Source organism: Martelella sp. K41-7, from assembly GCF_055808365.1.
Genome location: NZ_CM147867.1, coordinates 77,633 through 98,400 on the forward strand (window position 1 = coordinate 77,633; position 20,768 = coordinate 98,400).

Annotated in this window: 17 protein-coding genes; 13 read left to right on the forward strand and 4 right to left on the reverse strand. The window is 55.4% G+C overall.

Going from position 1 to position 20,768, the window contains the following annotated elements:
* The first annotated feature begins 7 nt into the window (after positions 1-7).
* The 7 genes from AC0L7L_RS00360 to AC0L7L_RS00390 all read left to right on the forward strand — a co-directional run bounded on the left by AC0L7L_RS00360 (position 8) and on the right by AC0L7L_RS00390 (position 9,703).
* Entirely contained in the window at positions 8-1,006 is a 999-nt protein-coding gene (locus AC0L7L_RS00360) for a GHMP family kinase ATP-binding protein (RefSeq protein WP_473511136.1), read from the forward strand.
* Between the two features lie 74 nt (positions 1,007-1,080).
* The gene (locus tag AC0L7L_RS00365; protein WP_272209657.1) at positions 1,081-2,091 is read left to right on the forward strand and encodes a GDP-mannose 4,6-dehydratase; all 1,011 of its coding nucleotides are present in this window, start codon (positions 1,081-1,083) and stop codon (positions 2,089-2,091) included.
* A gap of 30 nt (positions 2,092-2,121) precedes the next feature.
* Positions 2,122-3,045: a GDP-L-fucose synthase family protein gene (locus tag AC0L7L_RS00370; protein WP_473511138.1), complete on the forward strand. Its 924-nt coding sequence runs from the start codon at positions 2,122-2,124 to the stop codon at positions 3,043-3,045.
* A gap of 215 nt (positions 3,046-3,260) precedes the next feature.
* Entirely contained in the window at positions 3,261-4,304 is a 1,044-nt protein-coding gene (locus tag AC0L7L_RS00375; RefSeq protein ID WP_272209658.1) for an AGE family epimerase/isomerase, read from the forward strand.
* Between the two features lie 109 nt (positions 4,305-4,413).
* The gene (locus AC0L7L_RS00380) at positions 4,414-6,951 is read left to right on the forward strand and encodes a glycosyltransferase (RefSeq protein ID WP_473511140.1); all 2,538 of its coding nucleotides are present in this window, start codon (positions 4,414-4,416) and stop codon (positions 6,949-6,951) included.
* A 186-nt stretch (positions 6,952-7,137) separates the two neighbouring features.
* Positions 7,138-8,415 carry an FkbM family methyltransferase gene (locus AC0L7L_RS00385; protein ID WP_272209662.1) on the forward strand — a complete coding sequence of 426 codons (1,278 nt, stop codon included), beginning with the start codon at positions 7,138-7,140 and terminating at the stop codon, positions 8,413-8,415.
* 201 nt (positions 8,416-8,616) lie between these two features.
* A protein-coding gene (locus tag AC0L7L_RS00390) for an IS3 family transposase (RefSeq protein WP_272209663.1) occupies positions 8,617-9,703 on the forward strand; the annotation gives its coding sequence in 2 pieces (ribosomal slippage) (positions 8,617-8,873 and positions 8,872-9,703; 1,089 coding nt in all).
* A 227-nt stretch (positions 9,704-9,930) separates the two neighbouring features.
* Here AC0L7L_RS00390 and AC0L7L_RS00395 read toward each other — a convergent pair.
* The 3 genes from AC0L7L_RS00395 to AC0L7L_RS00405 all read right to left on the reverse strand — a co-directional run bounded on the left by AC0L7L_RS00395 (position 9,931) and on the right by AC0L7L_RS00405 (position 12,764).
* On the reverse strand, positions 9,931-10,878 hold the full coding sequence (locus AC0L7L_RS00395; RefSeq protein ID WP_272209664.1) for a 2-hydroxyacid dehydrogenase: 948 nt from the start codon (positions 10,876-10,878) through the stop codon (positions 9,931-9,933).
* Positions 10,879-10,957: 79 nt separating this feature from the next.
* Positions 10,958-11,830: an NAD(P)-dependent oxidoreductase gene (locus AC0L7L_RS00400; protein WP_473511144.1), complete on the reverse strand. Its 873-nt coding sequence runs from the start codon at positions 11,828-11,830 to the stop codon at positions 10,958-10,960.
* A 7-nt stretch (positions 11,831-11,837) separates the two neighbouring features.
* A complete protein-coding gene (locus tag AC0L7L_RS00405) occupies positions 11,838-12,764 on the reverse strand; it encodes an SMP-30/gluconolactonase/LRE family protein (RefSeq protein ID WP_272209666.1) in 927 nt (308 codons plus the stop codon).
* Positions 12,765-13,074: 310 nt separating this feature from the next.
* On the opposite strand from AC0L7L_RS00405, the gene AC0L7L_RS00410 reads away from it, so the two are divergent.
* The 5 genes from AC0L7L_RS00410 to AC0L7L_RS00430 all read left to right on the forward strand — a co-directional run bounded on the left by AC0L7L_RS00410 (position 13,075) and on the right by AC0L7L_RS00430 (position 18,637).
* On the forward strand, positions 13,075-14,064 hold the full coding sequence (locus tag AC0L7L_RS00410) for a LacI family DNA-binding transcriptional regulator (RefSeq protein ID WP_473513697.1): 990 nt from the start codon (positions 13,075-13,077) through the stop codon (positions 14,062-14,064).
* Positions 14,051-14,518 carry a GlcG/HbpS family heme-binding protein gene (locus AC0L7L_RS00415; protein WP_272209669.1) on the forward strand — a complete coding sequence of 156 codons (468 nt, stop codon included), beginning with the start codon at positions 14,051-14,053 and terminating at the stop codon, positions 14,516-14,518. Before AC0L7L_RS00410 ends, AC0L7L_RS00415 begins: the two co-directional genes overlap by 14 nt.
* Positions 14,519-14,942: 424 nt before the next feature.
* On the forward strand, positions 14,943-16,439 hold the full coding sequence (locus AC0L7L_RS00420; RefSeq protein ID WP_473511147.1) for a sugar ABC transporter ATP-binding protein: 1,497 nt from the start codon (positions 14,943-14,945) through the stop codon (positions 16,437-16,439).
* Positions 16,440-16,453: 14 nt separating this feature from the next.
* Positions 16,454-17,491 (forward strand): ABC transporter permease, encoded by a 1,038-nt coding sequence (locus AC0L7L_RS00425; protein ID WP_473511149.1) that lies wholly within the window; start codon positions 16,454-16,456, stop codon positions 17,489-17,491.
* Positions 17,492-17,533: 42 nt separating this feature from the next.
* On the forward strand, positions 17,534-18,637 hold the full coding sequence (locus AC0L7L_RS00430; protein ID WP_272209673.1) for an ABC transporter substrate-binding protein: 1,104 nt from the start codon (positions 17,534-17,536) through the stop codon (positions 18,635-18,637).
* Positions 18,638-18,740: 103 nt separating this feature from the next.
* Here the strand turns inward: AC0L7L_RS00430 and AC0L7L_RS00435 are convergent, their stop codons facing one another.
* Entirely contained in the window at positions 18,741-19,775 is a 1,035-nt protein-coding gene (locus AC0L7L_RS00435) for an L-idonate 5-dehydrogenase (RefSeq protein WP_272209674.1), read from the reverse strand.
* 227 nt (positions 19,776-20,002) lie between these two features.
* On the opposite strand from AC0L7L_RS00435, the gene AC0L7L_RS00440 reads away from it, so the two are divergent.
* On the forward strand, positions 20,003-20,767 hold the full coding sequence (locus AC0L7L_RS00440; RefSeq protein ID WP_272209675.1) for an SDR family oxidoreductase: 765 nt from the start codon (positions 20,003-20,005) through the stop codon (positions 20,765-20,767).
* Position 20,768 lies beyond the last annotated feature (1 nt).

Sequence of the window (20,768 nt, forward strand, 5' to 3'; positions counted from 1 at the left end):
TCTTGAAATGCTGACAATTTCGAAATCCCCCTTGCGCGTGAGTTTCTTCGGTGGAGGAACGGACTACCCGGATTACTTTCAGGAGTTTCCAGGAGCAGTGCTCGGGACGGCGATCGACAAGTTCATTTATACCGTCACCCTGCCGATGGCAGGTGTCGCCGAAACGAGGTATCGAATTACCTATCGCAATGTCGAAACGGTCGATAATGTTTCTGAGATCAAACACAATGCTATTCGCGCCGTCCTTCAGGATAAGCAGTATGACGCACCGCTGAACATTGCCATCATATCGGATTTGCCGGGAGGCTCGGGGCTCGGGTCTTCTTCGTCATTCACTGTGGGGTTCGTAAAGCTGATTTCCCATCTTCAGGGGCGTTCAATCACCAAGCTGGACCTCATGCGTGAGGCTGTCCGGGTTGAAACCGAGCTTTTGCACGAAAACTGTGGAATTCAGGATCAGTCGCATGCTTCGTTTGGCGGGCTCAATCACTACCGGTTCCATGGAAATGATTTTTCGCTCCAGCCCGTGCGCATGACAACCGATTGCAGAGATGCAGTGAATGCTTCAATGTGCCTTATCTACACGGGCGTGCAGCGCTCCGCCTCGCAGACCTTGGAAACCCAGATCAGCAACACCCGTGAGCGCAAGATCGTCAAGGAACTGAGACACCTCTATGAGCTTTGCGAGGAGGGTGTGCGTGTCCTTGAAGGCAACGACCCTCAGAGAGCATTGACAGACCTGGGCGGGCTGCTTAGCGAGGGCTGGATGACGAAGAGAAGCCTTTCGCCCGCGGTCTCCTCGGCCCGTATCGATGATATTTACGAAACCGCCATGTCACTTGGCGCGTATGGCGGAAAACTCTGCGGAGCAGGCGGTGGTGGATTTATGCTCTTCCTCGCGCCGGACTACGTCCAGGCAAAGCTGCGTGAGCGCTTCGGCGATAAGAATTTCGTCAAGATATCGACTGAGGACAACGGCGCCAGTATCGTTCATAGTTTTGCGTGAGCGCCAGACATCAACCGACGCCTACCAAGGCAGCGTGTTTCTGAAACAACAGAAGACAAAAGAAAGCTAATTTCATGGTGAAGCGAGCCTTTATTACAGGAATCACCGGCATGGTCGGCTCCCATCTTGCCGATTATCTCTTCGAGAACACGGACTGGGAAATTCACGGTATGCTGCGTTGGCGCAGCCCGCTCGACAACCTGACCGCTCATATTGATCGCATCAACCAGAAAGATCGTTTCCGGCTGCACTATGCCGATCTGCGCGATACGATGTCGATCGATAATGCAATAAAGGAAGCAAAGCCAGACTACGTCTTTCATCTTGCTGCGCAGAGTTATCCCAAAACATCGTTCACTGCACCGCTGGATACAATGGACACCAACATTCAGGGGACTGAGCGCGTTCTCGGCGCCCTGCGCAAATATGCGCCCGAAGCCGTGATTCATGTATGCGCCTCCTCGGAAGTCTTCGGCAGAGTGCCGAAGGAAAAGCTTCCGATTGATGAGGAATGCAGCTTCCACCCGGCTTCGCCCTATGCCATTTCGAAGGTCGGAACAGATCTGGTCGGTCGCTACTATGCAGAAGCCTATGATATGACCGTCATGACCACACGCATGTTTACGCATACCGGACCGAGACGCGGCGACGTCTTTGCCGAGTCGACCTTTGCCAAGCAAATTGCCATGATAGAACACAATAAGTTGCCGCCGGTCGTAAATGTCGGCAATCTGGATTCCCTGCGGACCTGGGCCGATGTTCGTGATGCAGTGCGTGCATACTATATGTTGGTTACGGTCAACCCGACACAAGGCGCCTATTATAACATTGGCGGGACTTACACCTGCTCGGTCCGAGACATGCTAGACACGCTGCTTTCGAAATCGACCTGCAAGGACATCAAGGTCGAAATGGATCCCGATCGCCTGCGGCCGATCGATGCAGACCTCCAGGTGCCGAACACCCAAAAGTTCCAGAACCATACTGGTTGGAAACCTGAAATTTCTTTTGACCAGACTATGGAAGATCTTCTCGAATATTGGCGCGAACGGGTCGGTTCAAGCAGTTCATTCCTGTCTCGCTGATAAAACGGCACATTCTAGTCTGGAAAAGCTATGAAAAAAGACGAAACCATTCTGGTCACCGGCGCGCGCGGTCTTGTCGGCTCCGCATTGGTGGAACACCTTCGCTCCGAAGGTTATGAGAACGTCGTTGCTCTGGGACGGGAAGACTGCGATCTGACGGATCGACTGGCGACCGTATCAGCGTTCGAGTCTCATAATCCGAAATATGTCTTTCATGCCGCTGCCCGCGTCTATGGCATCATGGGCAACATGAAAAACCAGGCGCTTTCGTTTCGCGATAACGTGGTCATCAACACCAATGTCGTTGAGGCGTCGCATCTTTCGTCCGTCGAGAAGATCACGGTTATGGGAACCGGGGCCGTTTACCCCTTCCCGTCACCGGGCCCGCTTCTGAAAGAAGATATGATCTTCATGGGCAGGCCGCACGGTTCAGAAAGCGCCTATGCACATGCCAAACGTGCCATGCTTGCCATGCTTGAAGCCTATGAAGAAAGTTACGGGCTGAAATGGGCCTATGTCGTTTCGTGCAATCTTTTTGGTGCCCGCGACAAATTCGACACCGAGTTCGGGCATGTGGTTCCATCTCTCATCAAGAAGTTCCATCAGGCAAAGGTAACCGGTGGTCCGGTCGTGGTGTGGGGCGATGGCTCGGCTCAGCGCGACTTCATGTACGTCAAGGATACGGCTCGGGTTGCCAGCCTCATCATGAACGATATCGAAGGCCCGACAAATATCGGAAGTGGCCGAGTGTTCGCGATCCGGGAGATTGTCGAGGCCATTGGCGAGATTACCGGCCTCTCCGACAGGATTCAGTGGGATGCATCCAAACCCAACGGACAGGACTATCGCGCTTACGACTTGACCAAGATCACCTCGGCTGGTTTCAACTGCCAATACACCATCGAACAGGGCCTCAAAGAGACCTGGGAATGGTATTGTGAGAATCACGACTAGGCAGGAACGGGAACCCGGAATTGCCGCGTTCCCAAAGAGGAAATGTGTGATCAACAGAGCTTTGCATGTTCGATCCCACAAGCATTTAACCGGAGTTCCAAATGGTCGGAAACAGCCTTGGCAAACGACTGAACGGTTGCGCGGACACCGCGCGCGCATGGCTTTTTCAAGAAGCTGCCCCGAGATGGATCGGGCCAGCAATCGCAGGCAGTGACATGTTCCCCGAGCGGATACTCCGGTCGGGTGAGCCTGATCTGTGTGATCATCGTCTGTTCGTTCAGGCACGGTCAATATATTCATTTCTCAGCATCGGAGCCTTAGGCTGGGACGGCAATTGGCGCGAACGATCCATCAACGCCCTTGAGCACATTCTGCGAAATGGAAGACGGGCGGACGGATTCTATATCCATAAGTTTGCGCTTGATGGTTCTGTCGCAGATTCCAGAGCAGATCTTTATGATCAGGCATTCATGATTTTCATGTTTGCGCATGCGGGAAAGGTTCTCGATCGACCCGACCTTTTTGATGCGGCCGGCACGCTCATGGAGACGCTGTCAGCGCATTGGCGTCATCCGGAAGGCGGTTTTCGCGAGGGCGAGATAGCATCAACACCACCGCGGCGCCAAAACCCCCACATGCACCTTTTCGAAGCTTCGCTTTCGATGCTGCGAGCCACAGGCACCGCCTATTGGCGGGAATTAGCCGAGGAACTGGCGGGTCTCGCCGAGGCCTGTTTCATCGATCCTGATAGCGGCGCACTCATCGAGTATTTCGACAATGAGCTTCGACCTTGTGCGGAGACAGGCAAGGTTGTCGAGCCAGGACATTGTTTCGAGTGGGCTTGGCTTTTTGAGCAACGTGGTGGCCGAGGGACCGAAATCTCTGATCGCCTCACCTCCTTTGCCAGACTGCACGGAATTGATCATAGTCGCGGGATCACGATCAACGAAGTGTCCACCGATGGCTCACTTCGCGAGAACCGCGGTCGGTTATGGCCTCAAACCGAGCGGATGAAGGCTGCGGTTGCACGGGCGCGGCGCCTTGGCGACGAAGAAGAAGTTTTCGCCATCTGCGAGGCCTTCGACGGACTCCAGAAATATCTGGACCCGAATGATCGCGCGATCTGGTATGACAAAATGAAGGCAGACGGTTCATTTGAGCTGGAAAGCGCTCCTGCCAGTTCGCTTTACCACATTGTAAACAGCTATTGCGAACTGATCACATTCGCCGAAAGTCAAGCGAAACGGCAGGCGCTCTGACGGTAGAAGTCAGTTGATTGAGATAATTCAAAAATCCGCCATGCCCTCAAGATTTTCAACGGATCGCCACCGAGATGACCGTCTTTTTAAATCGAAACGACCCAGATAGATGAACAGATACGCCAATGCCCCAGATTTGCAGTTAAAAATTATGATCGCTTCTCTCAGAGCAGCGCGTTTAATTCCCTTTCTGTCGAAACGCAAGAAGGAGCGCTTCCTGACCTCCATATCGAGGCGCAAGGCGGAGTTGAAGGCTCGAAAGACCCGCCTCAATGTCGGCCGACCAACATTCAAGCAGAGGCCCCAGATCGCGGCACTGACGTTGGCCTTGATGTGTCCAGGACTGAGTGAACGCGCGAAGCGCCGCTTCACCCGCTCTCTCGCCAAGCGAACAAACAATGATCAGCGTCTGCCGACGGCGGGCATGGTCAAAGGGGCCGGAGATGAGCGAAAGCCCGCGAGATTCTCCGAAAAGGAGGCAATGCTCAGGCTCGGGCTCGTTGTCGCGGAAAATCATATCGCGGTGGACCGCCATCTGGACCGCGAGTGCCACTCAATTTTGATCGTCAGTACCCACATGCCGACCACCCGGCATGCGGGCGGACTTCGCATTCTGGACATGATCGAAGTCATCAAGAGCCGCAACAGCAAGGTCTATATTGAGCTTTTTGTGAGCTCCAACAAGTCGCTGCTGGGCGGGGCCGGCGAGGCCTATGCACTCGTCGACAGGGTTGTCTATGCCGAAAATCATGACTTCTCCCTTGCTCAGTATCGTAAGCAGTCAAAAAATGTTCGCCTTTTTGATGTTGTCGATTTCCAATTCTCGCAACCGACAGAGACCATCAAAGCGTATCGCGAGATCGGCAACCGACTGATCTTCACGCCGATGGAGAGCCTCATTCGTACTGAATGCCTGAAGCACGACGTATCAAGCATTCCTGAAGCAGACCTTGTCGACACCGAGGCCAAGCTTGAGGCCCAGATCTGCCGACTGGTCGACGAGGTCATCTGCGTGTCGCAGATCGACGCCGACTGTATTGCAGACTCGGTTGGGATCGACACCATCACTTCGATCGAAACTGGCGTATCGTCGATCGAGTTTCTCGAATCGGACACAGTAAAGCGGTCCCGCAACGCAGTATGTTTCATCGCCTACTTCGGCTCAAACACCAATCGCAATGCCTTGCAGTGGTATCTGGACGAAGTCCATCCTCATGTCATCAAAGAGTTCGGGGATTATGATTTCCGCATTGTCGGTCGGGGGAACGTCTCTGGTATTCTCGCGAAATCGCGACCATGCGTTACCTATGTCGGTGAAGTGGATCGGGTTGGGCCCGAGATCGGTCATGCTGCCGTTGGAATCGCCCCGGCCTTGTCTGGCGCTGGGTTTCGAGGAAAGATCAACCAATATGCGCATCTTGGATTGCCTACGGTTGCTACACCGATTTCCGCCAATGGCCTTAAATACGAACACGGACACTCAATCTTGGTCAGCGAAGACCCCCGCCAGTTTGCCGCGTATATTGTGGAATTGCTCAAAGACAGCGAACGCCGTGATCAAATGGGCCGGGCCGCTTATGAGGTCTGCAAACAATACTATGGCTGGGAATCAAAGTGGCCTGAGATTAAGCGAACCTATGCGATCCCTGCGTCAATTTCAGCCCAAGGACTGCCGAGCGTCCATGCGATCGTACCCTCTTACCAGCATGGCAACTATATAGAGCAGCGCATCCAAAGCATTGCTGAACAAGACTATGACAAACTTCGGATCACAGTCATTGACGACTGTTCGGACGACAATTCGGACGCTATTATCCGGAAACTGCAGGAAGAAATCGAGTTCGAATACATCCGCAATGAAAAGAATAGCGGAACCCCATTCAGTGCGTGGGAATATGCGGCAAGGAACACGACCGAGGATCTTATCTGGATATGCGAAAGCGATGATTCTTGCGATCGAACATTGGTGCCGAAGCTGGTAAAGACCATGAGGACACGGCCAGATATCAACATGGCCTATTGTGGTTCTTTGATCATCGACGAGTACAACAATATTATTGATACAACTGCGGACGGATATTTCCCAGCGGTGTTTCACCCAGCCAGGTGGCGCCGAAGCTTTGCCGTGGACGGCAAACATGAACTTAGAGAGTTTCAGGCGAGCGGCATGGTCGTTCCAAATATGAGTAGCCTTCTGGTGAAGACCGACACGTTCCAGAAAGCCTTCGATCAAGATATCAAGAAGTATCGCCTCGCCGGAGACTGGCTTTTTGTTGGTAGAGCGATGCAGTATGGATCGATTGCGTACCTCGCCGAAAACCTGAATCATTTTCGTCGGCACCCGCAGACAGCACGCGCACAGACCAAGATTGCCCAGAGCTACGCAGAGCATATTATCGTCAGGGTAAAGCTATCATTGCTTGCCGGGGCTGGGCCGACCGAATTTTTCTTCAACCTGAAACACGATATCTTCGATCTATATCGTGATGAGAGTCTCTTGACTGATGTCATGACCCTCTTGAAGGGCCTAGATGCCGATGTCTACGATCTCTTCAAAAAGGCGTATGACGAATACACCTCGCCCACCAAAGCCGAGGATATGGTCCGCTGTGTATCCTTCAGACGATACGCCTACAGCCATGGGTAGAAGTCGTTCTCTTATTTTGGATTTAAAATTCCGGTTATAACGCACTCAACGAAACGAATAACATAATGAAATTATGCGCTACTACTTGAAAATATCTTATTTGTACCGAAATAACGTTATGTTGATGCTAGCAAGAAAAAACAACCTATAGCAGGTGATTTTTAAATACCAGTTTCTGGGAGCCAGATGAACACCATCAACGAGATGTCGCAGATCCGCGCTATCCTTCAGTGCCTGAACCGAAATCGGCCTCACGACGATTTCGACGACGTGGAACTTTTTCGACTGTTTAGCGATGATTTTCTGCCGGATGCAGCAAGCCTTTTGCCGCAGGCGAAGGCCCAGTTGCGGCAGGATATTCTTGTGGCGGTTCTGTCTCGTTTGAAACGAAACGGCTATTTTGTTGAATTCGGTGCCACCGATGGTGTCTATCTCAGCAATACGTTTCTGCTTGAGAAGCATTTGGGATGGACGGGCATCCTGGCCGAGCCCGCACGAGTCTGGCTTGAGGCGCTTCGAGAAAACCGCCCACGTACGATCATCGACGACAGATGCGTCTATGAAAAGACCGGGGCCCAACTGATGTTCAGAGAAGTCCAGTCGGATTTCGCCCTCTCGTCCATCGTTGAATTCTCAGATATTGACCTGCATCGAAATACCAGAAAGTTTGGAGAAACCTATCCTGTCGAGACCATCACGCTTCTGGATCTTCTATGCCAGCATGGTGCTCCCGAAGAGATCGACTTTATCTCGATCGATACGGAAGGCAGTGAACTCTCGATCCTAAAGGGCTTCGACTTTTCACGATTTCGCTTCAACATAATAGCGTGTGAGCACAATTACTCCTCAACACGTGACCAGGTTCTCAACCTGCTGAAAGCGAACAGCTACTACCGTATTCTCAACGAGATCTCTCTGTTTGACGACTGGTTCGTGCACGAGTCTCTTCTGTCACAGCTCGATTCAATCATGCCCGGGTGGGAGAGTATATCTCATCAGCGGAACACTGGCACCCAGTCGCCGAAGTCAAAGAAAGACATCACAATCGAGCAACTTCAGGAGACCGTGGAAAACCTCATCGTTGACCGGGACTCGCGGAGTGCAAGCTGTGTTCAGATAAAGAACGATGCAGATTTGATGGTTGACGGCTATGAGAAGGCCATCACTGAACTCAACGTTACGATTGGCAATCTCGCGGTCGAACGTGATGCATTCAAGACTGACAATGATCGGATGCGGGCTCACCAGCAGGAAATGGCTGACGGCTACGAGAAAGCCATCGCTGAACTCAACGTCACGATTGGCAATCTCGCGGTCGAACGTGATGCATTCAAGACATATGGTGAAGCGACGCTGACAAATCGACAAGAAATGGTTGACGGCTACGAGAAAGCGGTAGCAGAGCTGAAGGACACAATTGATCGTCTGATTATCGAGCGGGACGCGCTGCGCGAGACTATCTAGCAACTGTGTTTAGGTGGAGGCTTCTGAACGCAAGGTGTGGCCGTCTTGAGGACTGCGTTTGCGATTGTGACCAGCCTGCGTGCGATTGCGATTATGACGAGCTTGTGGCGTTTTCCACGTGTCTTCAGGCGGTAATCCCCCCGAAAAATAATGGGCTTCAAAAGTAGAATTTTCTCGGGTTTTATGACTGAGGAGATTTTGATGAAAAAGACGAGATTTAGCGAAGCACAGATTATTGGCATTCTGCGTCAGGCAGAAGGTGGCGTTCCTGTGCCTGAACTTTGCCGGGAGCACGGGATGAGTTCAGCGAGTTTTTATAAATGGCGGGCCAAATATGGCGGCATGGATGCGTCGATGATCAGCCAGATGAAAGCGCTGGAAGACGAGAACCGCCGTCTGAAAAAGATGTATGCGGAGATGAGCATGCAAACCGAACTGCTGAAAGAGGCTTTGGGAAAAAATGACGCGGCCATCTCTACGCCGGGAGGTGGCCGCGCAAGCCGTGGCGATACGTGGGGTGAGCATAGCACTTGCCTGCCGAACGTTCGGTGTCAGCGAAACTTGCTACCGATACAAAGGCAAACGCAATGATGAGAATGAACAGATCGCCGATCTTCTGACCGGCTTGACGCAGGCAAAGAAGAACTGGGGCTTTGGCCTTTGTTTTCTCTATCTGCGGAACGTACAGGGACGGCGCTGGAATCATAAGCGTGTTTATCGCATCTACCGCGCGCTTGAGCTGAACCTCAGGATCAAGCCACGCCGGCGGCTGAAACGGGAAAAACCGGATACACTCAATGTCCCGACAACGCCGAACGCGGTCTGGTCCATGGACTTTATGGCGGATCGGCTGGCCGATGGCCGGCAGTTTCGGCTTTTGAATGTTCTGGATGACTTTAACCGTGAGGGGCTTGGCATTGAGGTCGATTTCTCTCTACCTGCGGAGCGTGTCATCCGTAGCCTGAACCAGATCATTGAGTGGCGCGGCAAACCGCTGGCAATACGTGTTGACAATGGCCCGGAATATGTCAGTGGAAGGCTTATGGACTGGGCTGAAAATCAGGGCATTGCGCTGAATTACATCCAGCCTGGAAAGCCGCAGCAGAACGCTTATGTCGAACGCTACAACCGGACAGTACGACACGAATGGCTTGACCAATACATCATCGAGAGTATCGAAGAGGCGCAGGCGTTCGCCACACAATGGTTATGGAGCTATAACAACGAGCGACCCAATATGGGCATCGGCGGAATGACACCCGCACAGAAACTGAAAATGGCTGCGTGAATTCTACCAAAAAGCCCCGTTAAAAAGGGGAGGATTACCGCAGGGGCTTCGGCCACAAGGAGAACTGGCGCGAAGACGTCTGATCGCACCTGCAGGCAGAACCTGCCGAACCGCCGTTCGGACACGCGCAGAGATTTTCCCGATAAGACAAGGAGACCAGCGTCGCAGAGACGCTGGCTTGGTCGACGGAATTGGCCTGGAAGCTGTCCGGGCTTCCAGATCTAGGATTACAGCACCGGGGTAGGCAGTTCCTCGCCAGCAAATTGTGCCTCGAGATTGTCGAAGACCAGCTTGCCCATGGCCTTGCGCGTCTCATAGGTGCCGGAGGCGTGGTGCGGCTGCAACAGAACGTTTTCGAGTGCAAGAAAACGCGGATTGATGTCCGGCTCGCCGTCGAATACATCGAGTGCCGCCGAACCGAGCTTGCCGCCTTCAAGCGCATTAAGAAGCGCGTCTTCATCAATATTCGATGCGCGTGAGATGTTGATCAGCATTCCCTCAGGGCCGAGCGCTTCGATCACGGGCTTGTTGACGATGTGCCGTGTTGCCTCGGACGCTGCCAGCGTGACAAACAGGAAATCACAACCCTCAGCGAGTTTTGTCGCGCTTTCGACAAAGGTCCAGTCGGGCGCATAGTCCTTTGCGGCAACATCACTGTAGAAGATTTCCATGTCAAAACCGGTCAGGCGGCGGCCAACCTCATAGCCGATGCGGCCAAGGCCGAGAATACCGGCGCGCTTTCCGTGAACGCGGTGCATCAGCGGATAAAGACCCTTCGAGGCCCAGTGGCCGCTTCTGGCCCAGGCTTCGGCGCCGACCATACCGCGTGACTGGCATATCATCATCGCAACACCGAGATCCGCCACATCCTTGGTCAGAACATCCGGCGTGTTGGTAACACGAATACCGCGTTCGCGTGCCGCATCGAGATCGACGGCATCATAGCCGACGCCGTAAACGCTGATGATTTCCAGCGCCGGAAGCGCTTCGATCAGTGCCCGGTCGGCACCAAGTTCACCACGGGTGGCAATGCCACGGATACTGGCTGCATGCGCCTTGATAAAGGCCTGCTTGTCGGCGGCTTCGAACAGGCGATGCATGGTGAAATGCGCGTTCAGTCGCTCATCATCCCAGCTGGGGTAAGGACCGATTTGCAGGATTTCAGCTTTCGTCATGAGTGTCTCCGTTTTTGTTATCGATATCATTCGGCTCTAAATAGAAGAGCCACAGCTTGAGTGCTGGTGGCTCTCGATTTCAGGACAGATTGTTGCGGTCGAGCAGCTCGAGAAACAGCGCCGAATGATCCAGATCTCCGCCCTCAAGCCGGGTCACAAGATCGGCGAAGCGATCACGCTGCAGCATCGTCAGCGGCAGGGAAAGCCCCATCGCATTGCATTCCGCCAGCACATTTTCCAGATCCTTCAACTGGAAGGCAGAACGTCCGCCGGGCGTGAAGTCACTCGATTGCATGCGGGCGCCGTGCTGCTGCAAAATGACGGAATCGGCGAAACCGCCCTGGAGCACGGCGCGGAAACGTGCCGGATCCACACCGCCCTCGCGGACCAGAAGCGTCGCCTCAGCCACAGCACCGATGGTGATGGCAACAATCGCCTGATTGGCGAGTTTGGCCAGTTGTCCGCTGCCCGGAGGGCCAAGCAGGATCGCGCTTCCCATCGGTTCAAAAACCGTGGCGATACGCGCGAAAGCGTCGTCGTCGCCACCGGCCATGATCGCCAGACTTCCCACCGCGGCGCCGCGCGTTCCGCCGCTGACCGGCGCATCGATATGGCTGACGCCGCGTTTTGCCAGCATTGCGGCATGGTCGCGCGCCTCTTCGGGCTTGATCGAACTCATGTCGATGACGGTTGCGCCATCCGGGATATGTTCAGCCACGCCCTGGGCGAACAGAAGATCGGCAACGGCCGGGCCATCGGAAACCATGGTGATCACGGCATCGGCTCCGGCCACTGCGGCAGCAGGCGTTTCAGCGACAGACGCGCCCGCCTTTTCGAGCGCCGCTGTCTTGCCTGTGCTTCGGTTCCAGACGGTGAGGGAAAAGCCTGCCTTGATGAGATTCAGCGCCATCGGCGCGCCCATCAACCCGGTTCCCAGAAATGCGATTTTCATGCTGGTCTTATCCCAGTTTGCTGCCATTGGCGGTGACATAGACCGCATAAAGCGATGTCGTTGCGGTGATGAACAGCCGGTTGCGCTTTGCGCCGCCAAAGGTGAGGTTGGAAACGGTTTCCGGCAGATGCAATTTGCCGATCAGGGTTCCGTCAGGGTCGTAGCAGTGGACGCCATCGGCCGCACTGGTCCAGATCCTGCCGCTGCGATCAACACGGAAACCGTCGAACAGTCCGTTTGTGCAGGTGGCGAAAACCCCAAGGTCCTCGAGTTTATTGTCGTCTTTGACACGGAACTTGCGGATGTGGCGCGGCCCGCCATCCAGATGGGTCGCACCGGTATCTGCAATATAAAGCAGGCTCTCGTCGGGCGAAAATGCAAGTCCGTTCGGCTTTTCAAAATCATCGGCAACACGGATTATCCGCCCCGTCTCGGGATCGGCACAATAGACATGACAACCGGCAATTTCCTGCTCGGCAAAATCGCCCTCATAATCATGCATGATTCCGTAGGAGGGGTCGGTAAACCAGACCGTGCCATCGGATTTGACCACGACATCATTGGGAGAGTTCAGCCTCTTGCCATCATAGCGATCGGCAATCACCCGAATGCTACCGTTAAACTCCGTGCGCGCAACACGCCTTTCAAGGTGTTCGCAGGTGACGAGACGGCCGAATTGATCGACCGTATTGCCATTGCTGTTGTTCGACGGTTGACGAAAAACGCAAGCCTCTCCGCTCGCCTCATCGAAGCGCATCATCCGGTTGTTGGGGATGTCGGAGAACAGCACAAACCGACCGGGCGCAAACCACGCAGGCCCTTCCAGCCAGCGACCTCCGGTCCATAGCCGCTCCACCCGCGCATGGCCGACGAAACATGTTTCAAAGCGCGGATCGAGCACTTCAAATCCGCTTCCTTCCAGAACCCCGAACATCGCTTCCTCCCAAAAAGCTGCGTTACTGACGCGACTGCAAGAAACATCTATGATATCGATAACAGATATGTTATGGACGTCAAGACAAAGCCCTGTCAAGTTGCAAATGCCGCGTAAAATGTTTCGGCAACTTCTGGGGGCGGAGGTTGCGCAATATTGACACTTGCACCTTGCATTGGACAGAAGAAAGTGCGGGCGGGTTCATTTTGCGTTTGAGAAGCAGGGAGACCGTTTACGGGGAGCGATTTTGGCAATAAGCAAGACGAAAAACGGCCAGAAGAGCGCCCAGAGACCGCTCGGTGCGCCAACAATGGCCGATGTCGCACAGCTCGCAGGCGTTTCGACCATGACGGTTTCGCGTGCGCTAAAAAAAGACAGTCATGTCTCAAAAGACACACGAAAGAAGATCCTCGCAGCCGTCGATCAGCTTGGCTATGTTCTTGATCAGTCGGCCGGATCACTCTCCTCGCGCAAGACCGGTTTTGTGGCCGCGCTTGTGCCATCCATCAACAATTCGAACTTCTCCGAAACAGCCCGCGGCATTACCGAAGCGCTTGAAGGTTCGGGCCTGCAACTTCTGCTGGGCTATACCGACTATTCTGAACAAAAAGAAGAGCAGCTGATTCAATCCATGCTGCAGCGCCGCCCGGAAGGCATTATTCTGACCGACAGCACCCATACGCCCAGCGCCAGACGAATGCTCGTCAATTCAGGCATTCCGGTGATCGAGACCTGGGAAATCCCCGAAGATCCGATCGACAGCGTTGTCGGCTTTTCCAACAGCGCGGTCATGGGGGACATGGTAAAGGCGCTGGCGGCCAAGGGGTATCGGAAGTTTGGCTATATCGGCGGCACGACAACCCGCGACACGCGCGGCAACATACGCCGGACAGGGTTCCTCAATGCAATCAAGGAACTGGATCTTGAGCCTGGGCGGATGATCTCCTTCGGTGTGCCGCCGATCTCAATCGAACAGGGGGCGCAGGCTGTTGTTTCGATGCTTGAGCGCTGGCCAGACACCGAAGCGGTCATCTGCGTTTCCGACCTTTCTGCCTTCGGTGCGCTGATGGAATGCCAGCGGCGCGGGATAAAAGTGCCGGACGACATCGCGATCGCCGGTTTTGGCGATTACGAGATTTCCGCCTTCTGCCATCCGCGCATTTCCACGGTGAATGTCGGCTGCCGCGATATCGGTCGCTTCGCCGCCCAGAAATTGCTGCGCGAACTTGCCGGCGACGATCTCGGTGGTGACGAACTGATCCTGACACCTTACAAGGTGCTTCTGCGTGAAAGCACGTAAGCATCTTGCTGAAAGCCGAGAAAAGGAATTCCAGTTGACCAATACCCGTCCCGCTACCGCACTCAGCCATAAGGGCGTTATGACGGCACTGGCCGCCGCCATTGCCAAGGCAGAAGAAATCAAAGTCCCGCAAAACGTTGTGATCGTCGATCAAAGCGGTGTGACGCTCGCCGTCTTCCGCATGGACGGTGCAAAATTCACCTCGATGAAGACGGCACGGGCAAAAGCCATCACTGCCGCTTCGCTTAACACTGCGACGGGCAACATGGCACCAGAGTTTGCATCAGCTGCCGCCATCGCGACGGATGGCGAGGTTATCAATCTGAAGGGCGGTTTCCCGATCCGCTTCGATGGACTGCTCGCGGGTGCCATCGGCATTGGTTCCGGAACGGGCGAACAGGATGTCGTCGTCGCAACCGCTGCCCTTGAAGCCATTGGTGCCGACAAGCTCTGAGCACGATCCGGTTTGCCCGTGGCGGTGTCGCCGCTGCGGGCCCTCTTGCTCGTTAAAGCACTGATTTTGAGACCTATATCCGCCCCTCGGGTCTGCCCGGCATGATGCCTATGACAGGGTAGTGCCCCCGCATGTGCCTGCCTTCATCCGGGGATGCGTCTCCGTGCTCCTCATGTTCTTTGCATCCATTTTAAGGCTGCCCGAGGGCATCTTTTCAAGTCTCTCGCCAGCAAGATAGACGCTTGAGTATCCGGCTTCGGGGTGTCTTGCCAGAAGCCGGATGCTGCGGTTTCATGAACGTCAGCCGACATCGCGTAGCTGATAAAAATCAAGCGTGACTTTGCAAGGATCATTTTCCGGCTTGACATAGAATTATGTTATCGATAACAATTGATCGGCTTCGAGAGTTCGGGAGGAATGCTCGATGAATGATTTAAGTCTTGTGTCGTTTCGCGCGATTACCAAAGTCTTTGGTGGTACGCAGGCACTGTCTGATGTTTCGCTTGAACTGCGCCCGGGAGAGATTCTGGCGCTGCTCGGCGAAAATGGCGCCGGAAAATCAACCCTTATCAAGACGCTTGCGGGTATCCATAAGCCGGATAGCGGCGAAATTCTGTTTTGCGGCGAGCCCTATGTGCACCGTCCGCCCAAACCGCTGCAACGCCAGCCAGTGGCCTTTATTCATCAGGACATGGGTCTAATCGAATGGATGACGGTTGGCGAAAATGTCGGTCTGGCGCAGGGCTTTTCCTCGCGTGCAGGCCTGATTGACTGGTCGTCGACCGATGACCGTGCGGCCGAGGCGTTGAAACTTGTCGGCTGCGATTTCGATCCACAGACCCGGATCTCAAATCTGACCAGAACGGAAAAGGCTCTGGTTGCGATTGCCCGCGCGCTTGCCACCGATGCCGATGTTCTGGTGCTTGATGAGCCAACCGCCAGCCTGCCTGCCGACGAGGTGGAACGGCTTTTCGATGCCATCCGCCCTTTGAAGGATCGAGGCGTCGGGATGATCTATGTGTCCCACCGGCTTGATGAAATCTTCCGTATTGCTGATCGCGTTGCGGTGTTGCGCGATGGCAAGCTTGTCGGCGAAACCGCCGTTACCGATACCACACCAAGTGAACTCGTCGAGTTGATCGTCGGCCGCAAGACCGATGAGCTTTTCGTCAAAGGCAGTGTGGAACAGGGAGAGCGTGTCGCAAGCATCTCAGATCTTTGCTGCGCTGGCGTCGGCCCGGTTTCAATGGATATCCATAAAGGCGAACTTCTTGGGCTTGTCGGCCTGCGCGGTGCTGGTCAGGAAGCCGTTGGGCGCGCGCTTTTCGGGTCGGTGGAATTTTCCGGCGAAATCACGCTCAACGGTGAAACGCCGGACCTTTCCTCACCGCGATCTGCCATGCGCGCGGGGGTCGGCTTGATTGCCCGTGACCGCGCTGAAGAATCGGTGGCCATGTCGCTTTCGGTGCGGGAGAACATGTTTTTGAACCCGGCGGCCGTCGGGCGCAGCCTTTTCAAATTCCTCACCCATAAGAGCGAGGCAGATCACTGCACGACGATCGGCGGCAGCGTCGGATTGCGGCCCAATGACCCGGAGATCGCGGTCGAAGCGCTATCGGGCGGCAACCAACAGAAGGTTGTCGTTGGCCGCTGGCTGGCGACGGGGCGCAAGCTTCTGATCGCAGAGGACCCGACGGCCGGTGTCGATGTCGGTGCCAAGGCGGAAATCTACCGGTTGATTGCGCGCGCGGTGGATGCCGGGCTTGCTGTCGTGGTGGTGTCCACGGATTTCGAGGAAGTCGCCAATATCTGCAACCGTGCCCTGGTGTTTTCGCGGGGCCGGATCGTACGCGCTCTTGAGGGCGATCACCTGACGACACAGGCGCTGATCACAGCCGCCTCCGCTTCCGAAGCGGCCTGAACCGGGAGGAAAAAATGCAGTCACTTGAATCAACCGCTCTGGAACCAACCAGAGCGGAGCTGAAAGGGCTTTCTCTGGCACAGCGGATCGGGCGTTTTTTGCCGGTCTATGGGCTGGTGATCCTGACCGCGCTGCTGATCATTTTGTTTTCGATCATGCTGCCGAATACCTTTCCGACACTTCTCAATGTTCGCTCTATCATTTCTGATAAGGCTATCATTGCCATTCTTTCGCTGGCCGCGATGATCCCGATGGCCGCGGGCCGTATCGACCTGACGGTCGGCTACGGCATCGTGCTCTGGCACATTCTGGCTATCAGTCTGCAAACGGTGTTCGGCATACCGTGGCCGGTGGCGGTGCTGATTGTACTGTCGCTCGGCTCTCTGACAGGGCTGATCAATGGTTTCCTCGTCGAGGTTGCCAAGATCGACGCCTTTATTGCCACGCTGGGCACGGGAACGGTGCTTTATGCCATCGCACTTTGGCATACCGGCGGACGACAGGTTGTCGGCATGCTGCCACAAGGGTTTTATGACCTGAATGGCACAATGGTTTTCGGTCTACCGATCACCGGCTTTTATGTGCTCGCAATTGCATTGATCATGTGGATCGCACTCGAATACCTGCCGATCGGGCGATATCTCTATGCTATCGGCGCCAATCCGAAGGCGGCGGCGCTGAACGGTATTCCGGTGCGCAAATTCGTTGTCGGCGCCTTCGTCAGCTCGGGTTTTCTGTCAGCGCTCGCCGGCGTTCTTCTGGCCTCGAAGCTCCGGATCGGACAGGCCAGCGTCGGCCTCGAATACCTTCTGCCTGCCCTCGTTGGTGCATTTCTCGGGTCGACAACCATCAAGCCCGGCCGCGTCAATGTCTGGGGCACGGTTGTCGGCGTGATTATTCTGGCAGTGGGCATTTCCGGCATTCAGCAATTCGGCGGTTCATTCTTTGTCGAGCCGCTTTTCAACGGCGTGACGCTTCTGGTGGCAATCGGCATTGCGGGCTACGCCCAGCGCAAGCGTGGTGCCGACACCAAACGCGCTGCGTGCAAATAGGCTTCACGGGAGTGGGAGCTTTGTTTCCAAAGGGAGGAAGACATGAAACGCAGAACATTTATGCAGATGATGGCCGGAGGCACCGCCATGCTGGCCATGGCTGGACCGGCACTGGCAGACGCGATGTCGGATGCCAAGAGCTTCGTCGACAAATACGCCTCTCAGGTGACGACGTGGGATGGTCCCACCACCGGACCAAGAGCAGCATCCGACAAGACCATTGTCGTTTTGGCGGCTGACATGAAGAATGGCGGGATCCTGAAAGTTGTCGATGGCATCGACGAAGCCGCCAAGGCCGTTGGCTGGAAAGTCACCACACTGGACGGCGCAGGCTCGATTGCAGGCCGCACAGCCGCCTTCGGTCAGGCCATGGCGCTCAAGCCGGATGGCATCATCATCAACGGTTTTGACGCTATCGAGCAGGGCCCGGCGATGGAGCAGGCCAAGGATGCCGGCATTCCGATGGTCGCCTGGCACGCCGCACCCAAAGCCGGCCCCGAACCGGATATCGGCATCTTCACCAATGTGACCACCGATCCGATGAAGGTATCGGAAGCGGCTGCCGACTGGGCCTATATTGATGCAGATGGCACGCCGGGCGTCATTATCTTCACGGACTCGACCTACGCCATTGCCATCGCCAAGGCCGATGAAATGAAGCAGCAGATCGAAAAGCTTGGCGGCACGGTGCTCGAATATGTCGATACGCCAATTGCCGAAACATCACAGCGCATGCCGCAGCTCACCACCTCGCTGTTGCAGAAGTACGGGGACAAGTGGACGCATTCGCTGGCGATCAACGATCTGTACTTCGACTTTATGGGCCCGTCGCTGGCAGCGGCCGGTCTGCCGGGGGATGGTGCGCCGGTCAATGTCGCCGCAGGCGATGGTTCGGAAAGTGCCTATCAGCGTATCCGCGCAGGCCAGTATCAGGCGGTCACCGTTGCCGAACCGCTCTACATGCAGGGTTGGCAGCTCGTCGACGAGATGAACCGCGCGCTGGCCGGTCAGGAATGGTCGGGCTATATCGCCCCGTTCCATGTCGTGACCCAAGACAATATCGAATATGACGGCGGCCCCGATAACACATTCGAGCCGGGCAATGACTACCGTGCCGAATACAAGAAGATCTGGGGCGTTCAGTAAGCCTCGGCAAGTCCTCTCCCAGCATGCAAAACGCCCCGGTCGCAAGGCCGGGGCGTTTTGTTTCGGTGCCAATTTAAAGTGTTACCTATGGGCACGCTTCAGCTTATTCAAAAGCAAGCTGAACCTTCATCGATTTCGACCGGTCGCTGGCGGTCTCGAATGCGGCAACCGCGTCGGCAAGCGGGTAGGTTCCGGAAATCAGCGGCTTGACGTCGATCCGGCCCTGATTGAGGAGATCAACGGCAAGGCCATATTCCTCATGGAAGCGGAACGAACCGCGGATGTCGATTTCCTTGGAGACCACCATGTTCTGCGGCAGCCCGACTTCGCCGCCAAGACCCAGCTGAACCAGAATGCCGCGCGGCGCCAGCGCCTGCAAACCGCTTGCCAGAGCACGGGCATTGCCGGACGCTTCGAACATCACATCGAACGTGCCCTTTCCAGCGCCATAGGCAGCAAGCTCTTCAGGCTGTTTGGCAACGTTGATAACCCGGTTTGCGCCAACTGCTTCAGCGTAAGGCAGAACATCGTCCATCACATCCGTGACCACGATCTCGCGGGCGCCGTGGGCACGGGCCGCAACAATGCACAGCGCGCCAATCGGGCCGCAACCGGACACCAGAACCCGCTTGCCAAGAAGCGAACCGGCACGCGAAACCGCATGCAGCGTCACGGCCAGCGGCTCGGCCATTGCTGCTTCACCCAAGGATACGTTTTCGGCGACCTTGTGGCACTGCCAGGCTTCAGCCACCAGTGTTTCGCGGAACCCACCCTGAATATGCGGCATCGGCATGGCGCTGCCATAAAACCGCATGTTGAGGCAATGGTTCTGCAAGCCCTTCAGGCAGAACTCGCATGTGTTGCAGGGGCGCGACGGCGAAATCGCGACACGGTCACCGACGGAGAAATTGCTGACGCCGCTACCGAGCGCGGTGATCGTGCCGGCGACTTCATGACCGAGGATCATCGGCTCGCGAACGCGCACATCGCCGAAACCGCCATTATTGTAATAATGCAGATCGGAACCGCAAATGCCGCCCGCGCCGATCCGGATTTCGAGCTGACCGGGGCCGGCTGTCTCGGGGGTGATTTCTTCGATACGCAGGTCCTTTGCCGCGTGAATGATTGCAGCTTTCATCACTACCTCCCTTGGTAAGCTTTGCTCGGCGTGACAACGAAAAATCTGAGCCCGGGTTCTTCCGGGTTCTGCTCGGTTGCCGCGCCGAATTTGTTCAAGAACCGATTTTGGTCTTGATTATGTTATCGATAACAGGTAAGTCAAGAATATTCGGAGACGGCGCTGACATTTCGGCGCGGAGTCATAAACTTCGCCCCATCGCGCCGCCCATAGGGAAGGAGAACACTATGTCCGACAGGTTCAAACTTGATGGAAAAATCGCACTTGTGACGGGCTCCAGCCAGGGTATCGGTCACGCATTGATTTCAGGTCTCGCCGAAGAAGGCGCTATCCCTGTCGTCAATGCACGCAGCGCGGATCACGCCAAAGCTGCCGTCAAGGCTTTCGAAGACAAGGGTATCAAAGCCTATTCCGCGGTCTTCGATGTTACCGATAAATCCGCTGTTGAAGCCGGCGTGAACCAGATTGAGGCCGAGGTCGGTCCGATCGAAATCCTGATCAACAATGCCGGCATCCAGTACCGCACGCCGCTGGAAGACTATCCGGAAGAGCAATGGCACCGGCTGCTGGAAACCAATATTTCCGGCGTCTTCTTTACCGGTCAGGCTGTTGCCCGCCACATGATCAAGCGCGGCAGTGGCAAGATCATCAATATATGCTCGGTGCAGAGCGAACTGGCTCGCCCCGGTATCGCACCTTACACAGCCACCAAGGGCGCGGTCCGCAACCTGACCCGGGGCATGTGCACGGACTGGGCCCAATATGGCCTGCAAGTCAACGGTATCGCGCCGGGCTATTTCAAGACGCCGCTGAACCAGGCGCTGGTGGATAATCCGGAATTTTCGGCCTGGCTTGAAAAGCGCACACCTGCCGGTCGCTGGGGTGATGTCGACGAACTTGTCGGCGCGGCCATTTTCCTCGCATCTTCGGCTTCCTCCTTCATCAATGGCCATGTACTGGCCGTTGATGGCGGCATTACTGTGAGTGTCTGAG

Bases quoted from the DNA above. Each gene is read 5' to 3' on its own strand.
- AC0L7L_RS00420 (WP_473511147.1), top strand. From the start codon at position 14,943: ATGAATGATTTAAGTCTTGTGTCGTTTCGCGCGATTACCAAAGTCTTT.
- AC0L7L_RS00410 (WP_473513697.1), top strand. From the start codon at position 13,075: ATGGCCGATGTCGCACAGCTCGCAGGCGTTTCGACCATGACGGTTTCG.
- AC0L7L_RS00395 (WP_272209664.1), bottom strand. From the start codon at position 10,878: ATGACGAAAGCTGAAATCCTGCAAATCGGTCCTTACCCCAGCTGGGAT.
- AC0L7L_RS00380 (WP_473511140.1), top strand. From the start codon at position 4,414: ATGAACAGATACGCCAATGCCCCAGATTTGCAGTTAAAAATTATGATC.
- AC0L7L_RS00425 (WP_473511149.1), top strand. From the start codon at position 16,454: ATGCAGTCACTTGAATCAACCGCTCTGGAACCAACCAGAGCGGAGCTG.
- AC0L7L_RS00365 (WP_272209657.1), top strand. From the start codon at position 1,081: ATGGTGAAGCGAGCCTTTATTACAGGAATCACCGGCATGGTCGGCTCC.
- AC0L7L_RS00430 (WP_272209673.1), top strand. From the start codon at position 17,534: ATGAAACGCAGAACATTTATGCAGATGATGGCCGGAGGCACCGCCATG.
- AC0L7L_RS00405 (WP_272209666.1), bottom strand. From the start codon at position 12,764: ATGTTCGGGGTTCTGGAAGGAAGCGGATTTGAAGTGCTCGATCCGCGC.
- AC0L7L_RS00370 (WP_473511138.1), top strand. From the start codon at position 2,122: ATGAAAAAAGACGAAACCATTCTGGTCACCGGCGCGCGCGGTCTTGTC.
- AC0L7L_RS00440 (WP_272209675.1), top strand. From the start codon at position 20,003: ATGTCCGACAGGTTCAAACTTGATGGAAAAATCGCACTTGTGACGGGC.
- AC0L7L_RS00375 (WP_272209658.1), top strand. From the start codon at position 3,261: ATGTTCCCCGAGCGGATACTCCGGTCGGGTGAGCCTGATCTGTGTGAT.
- AC0L7L_RS00400 (WP_473511144.1), bottom strand. From the start codon at position 11,830: ATGAAAATCGCATTTCTGGGAACCGGGTTGATGGGCGCGCCGATGGCG.
- AC0L7L_RS00435 (WP_272209674.1), bottom strand. From the start codon at position 19,775: ATGAAAGCTGCAATCATTCACGCGGCAAAGGACCTGCGTATCGAAGAA.
- AC0L7L_RS00385 (WP_272209662.1), top strand. From the start codon at position 7,138: ATGAACACCATCAACGAGATGTCGCAGATCCGCGCTATCCTTCAGTGC.
- AC0L7L_RS00360 (WP_473511136.1), top strand. From the start codon at position 8: ATGCTGACAATTTCGAAATCCCCCTTGCGCGTGAGTTTCTTCGGTGGA.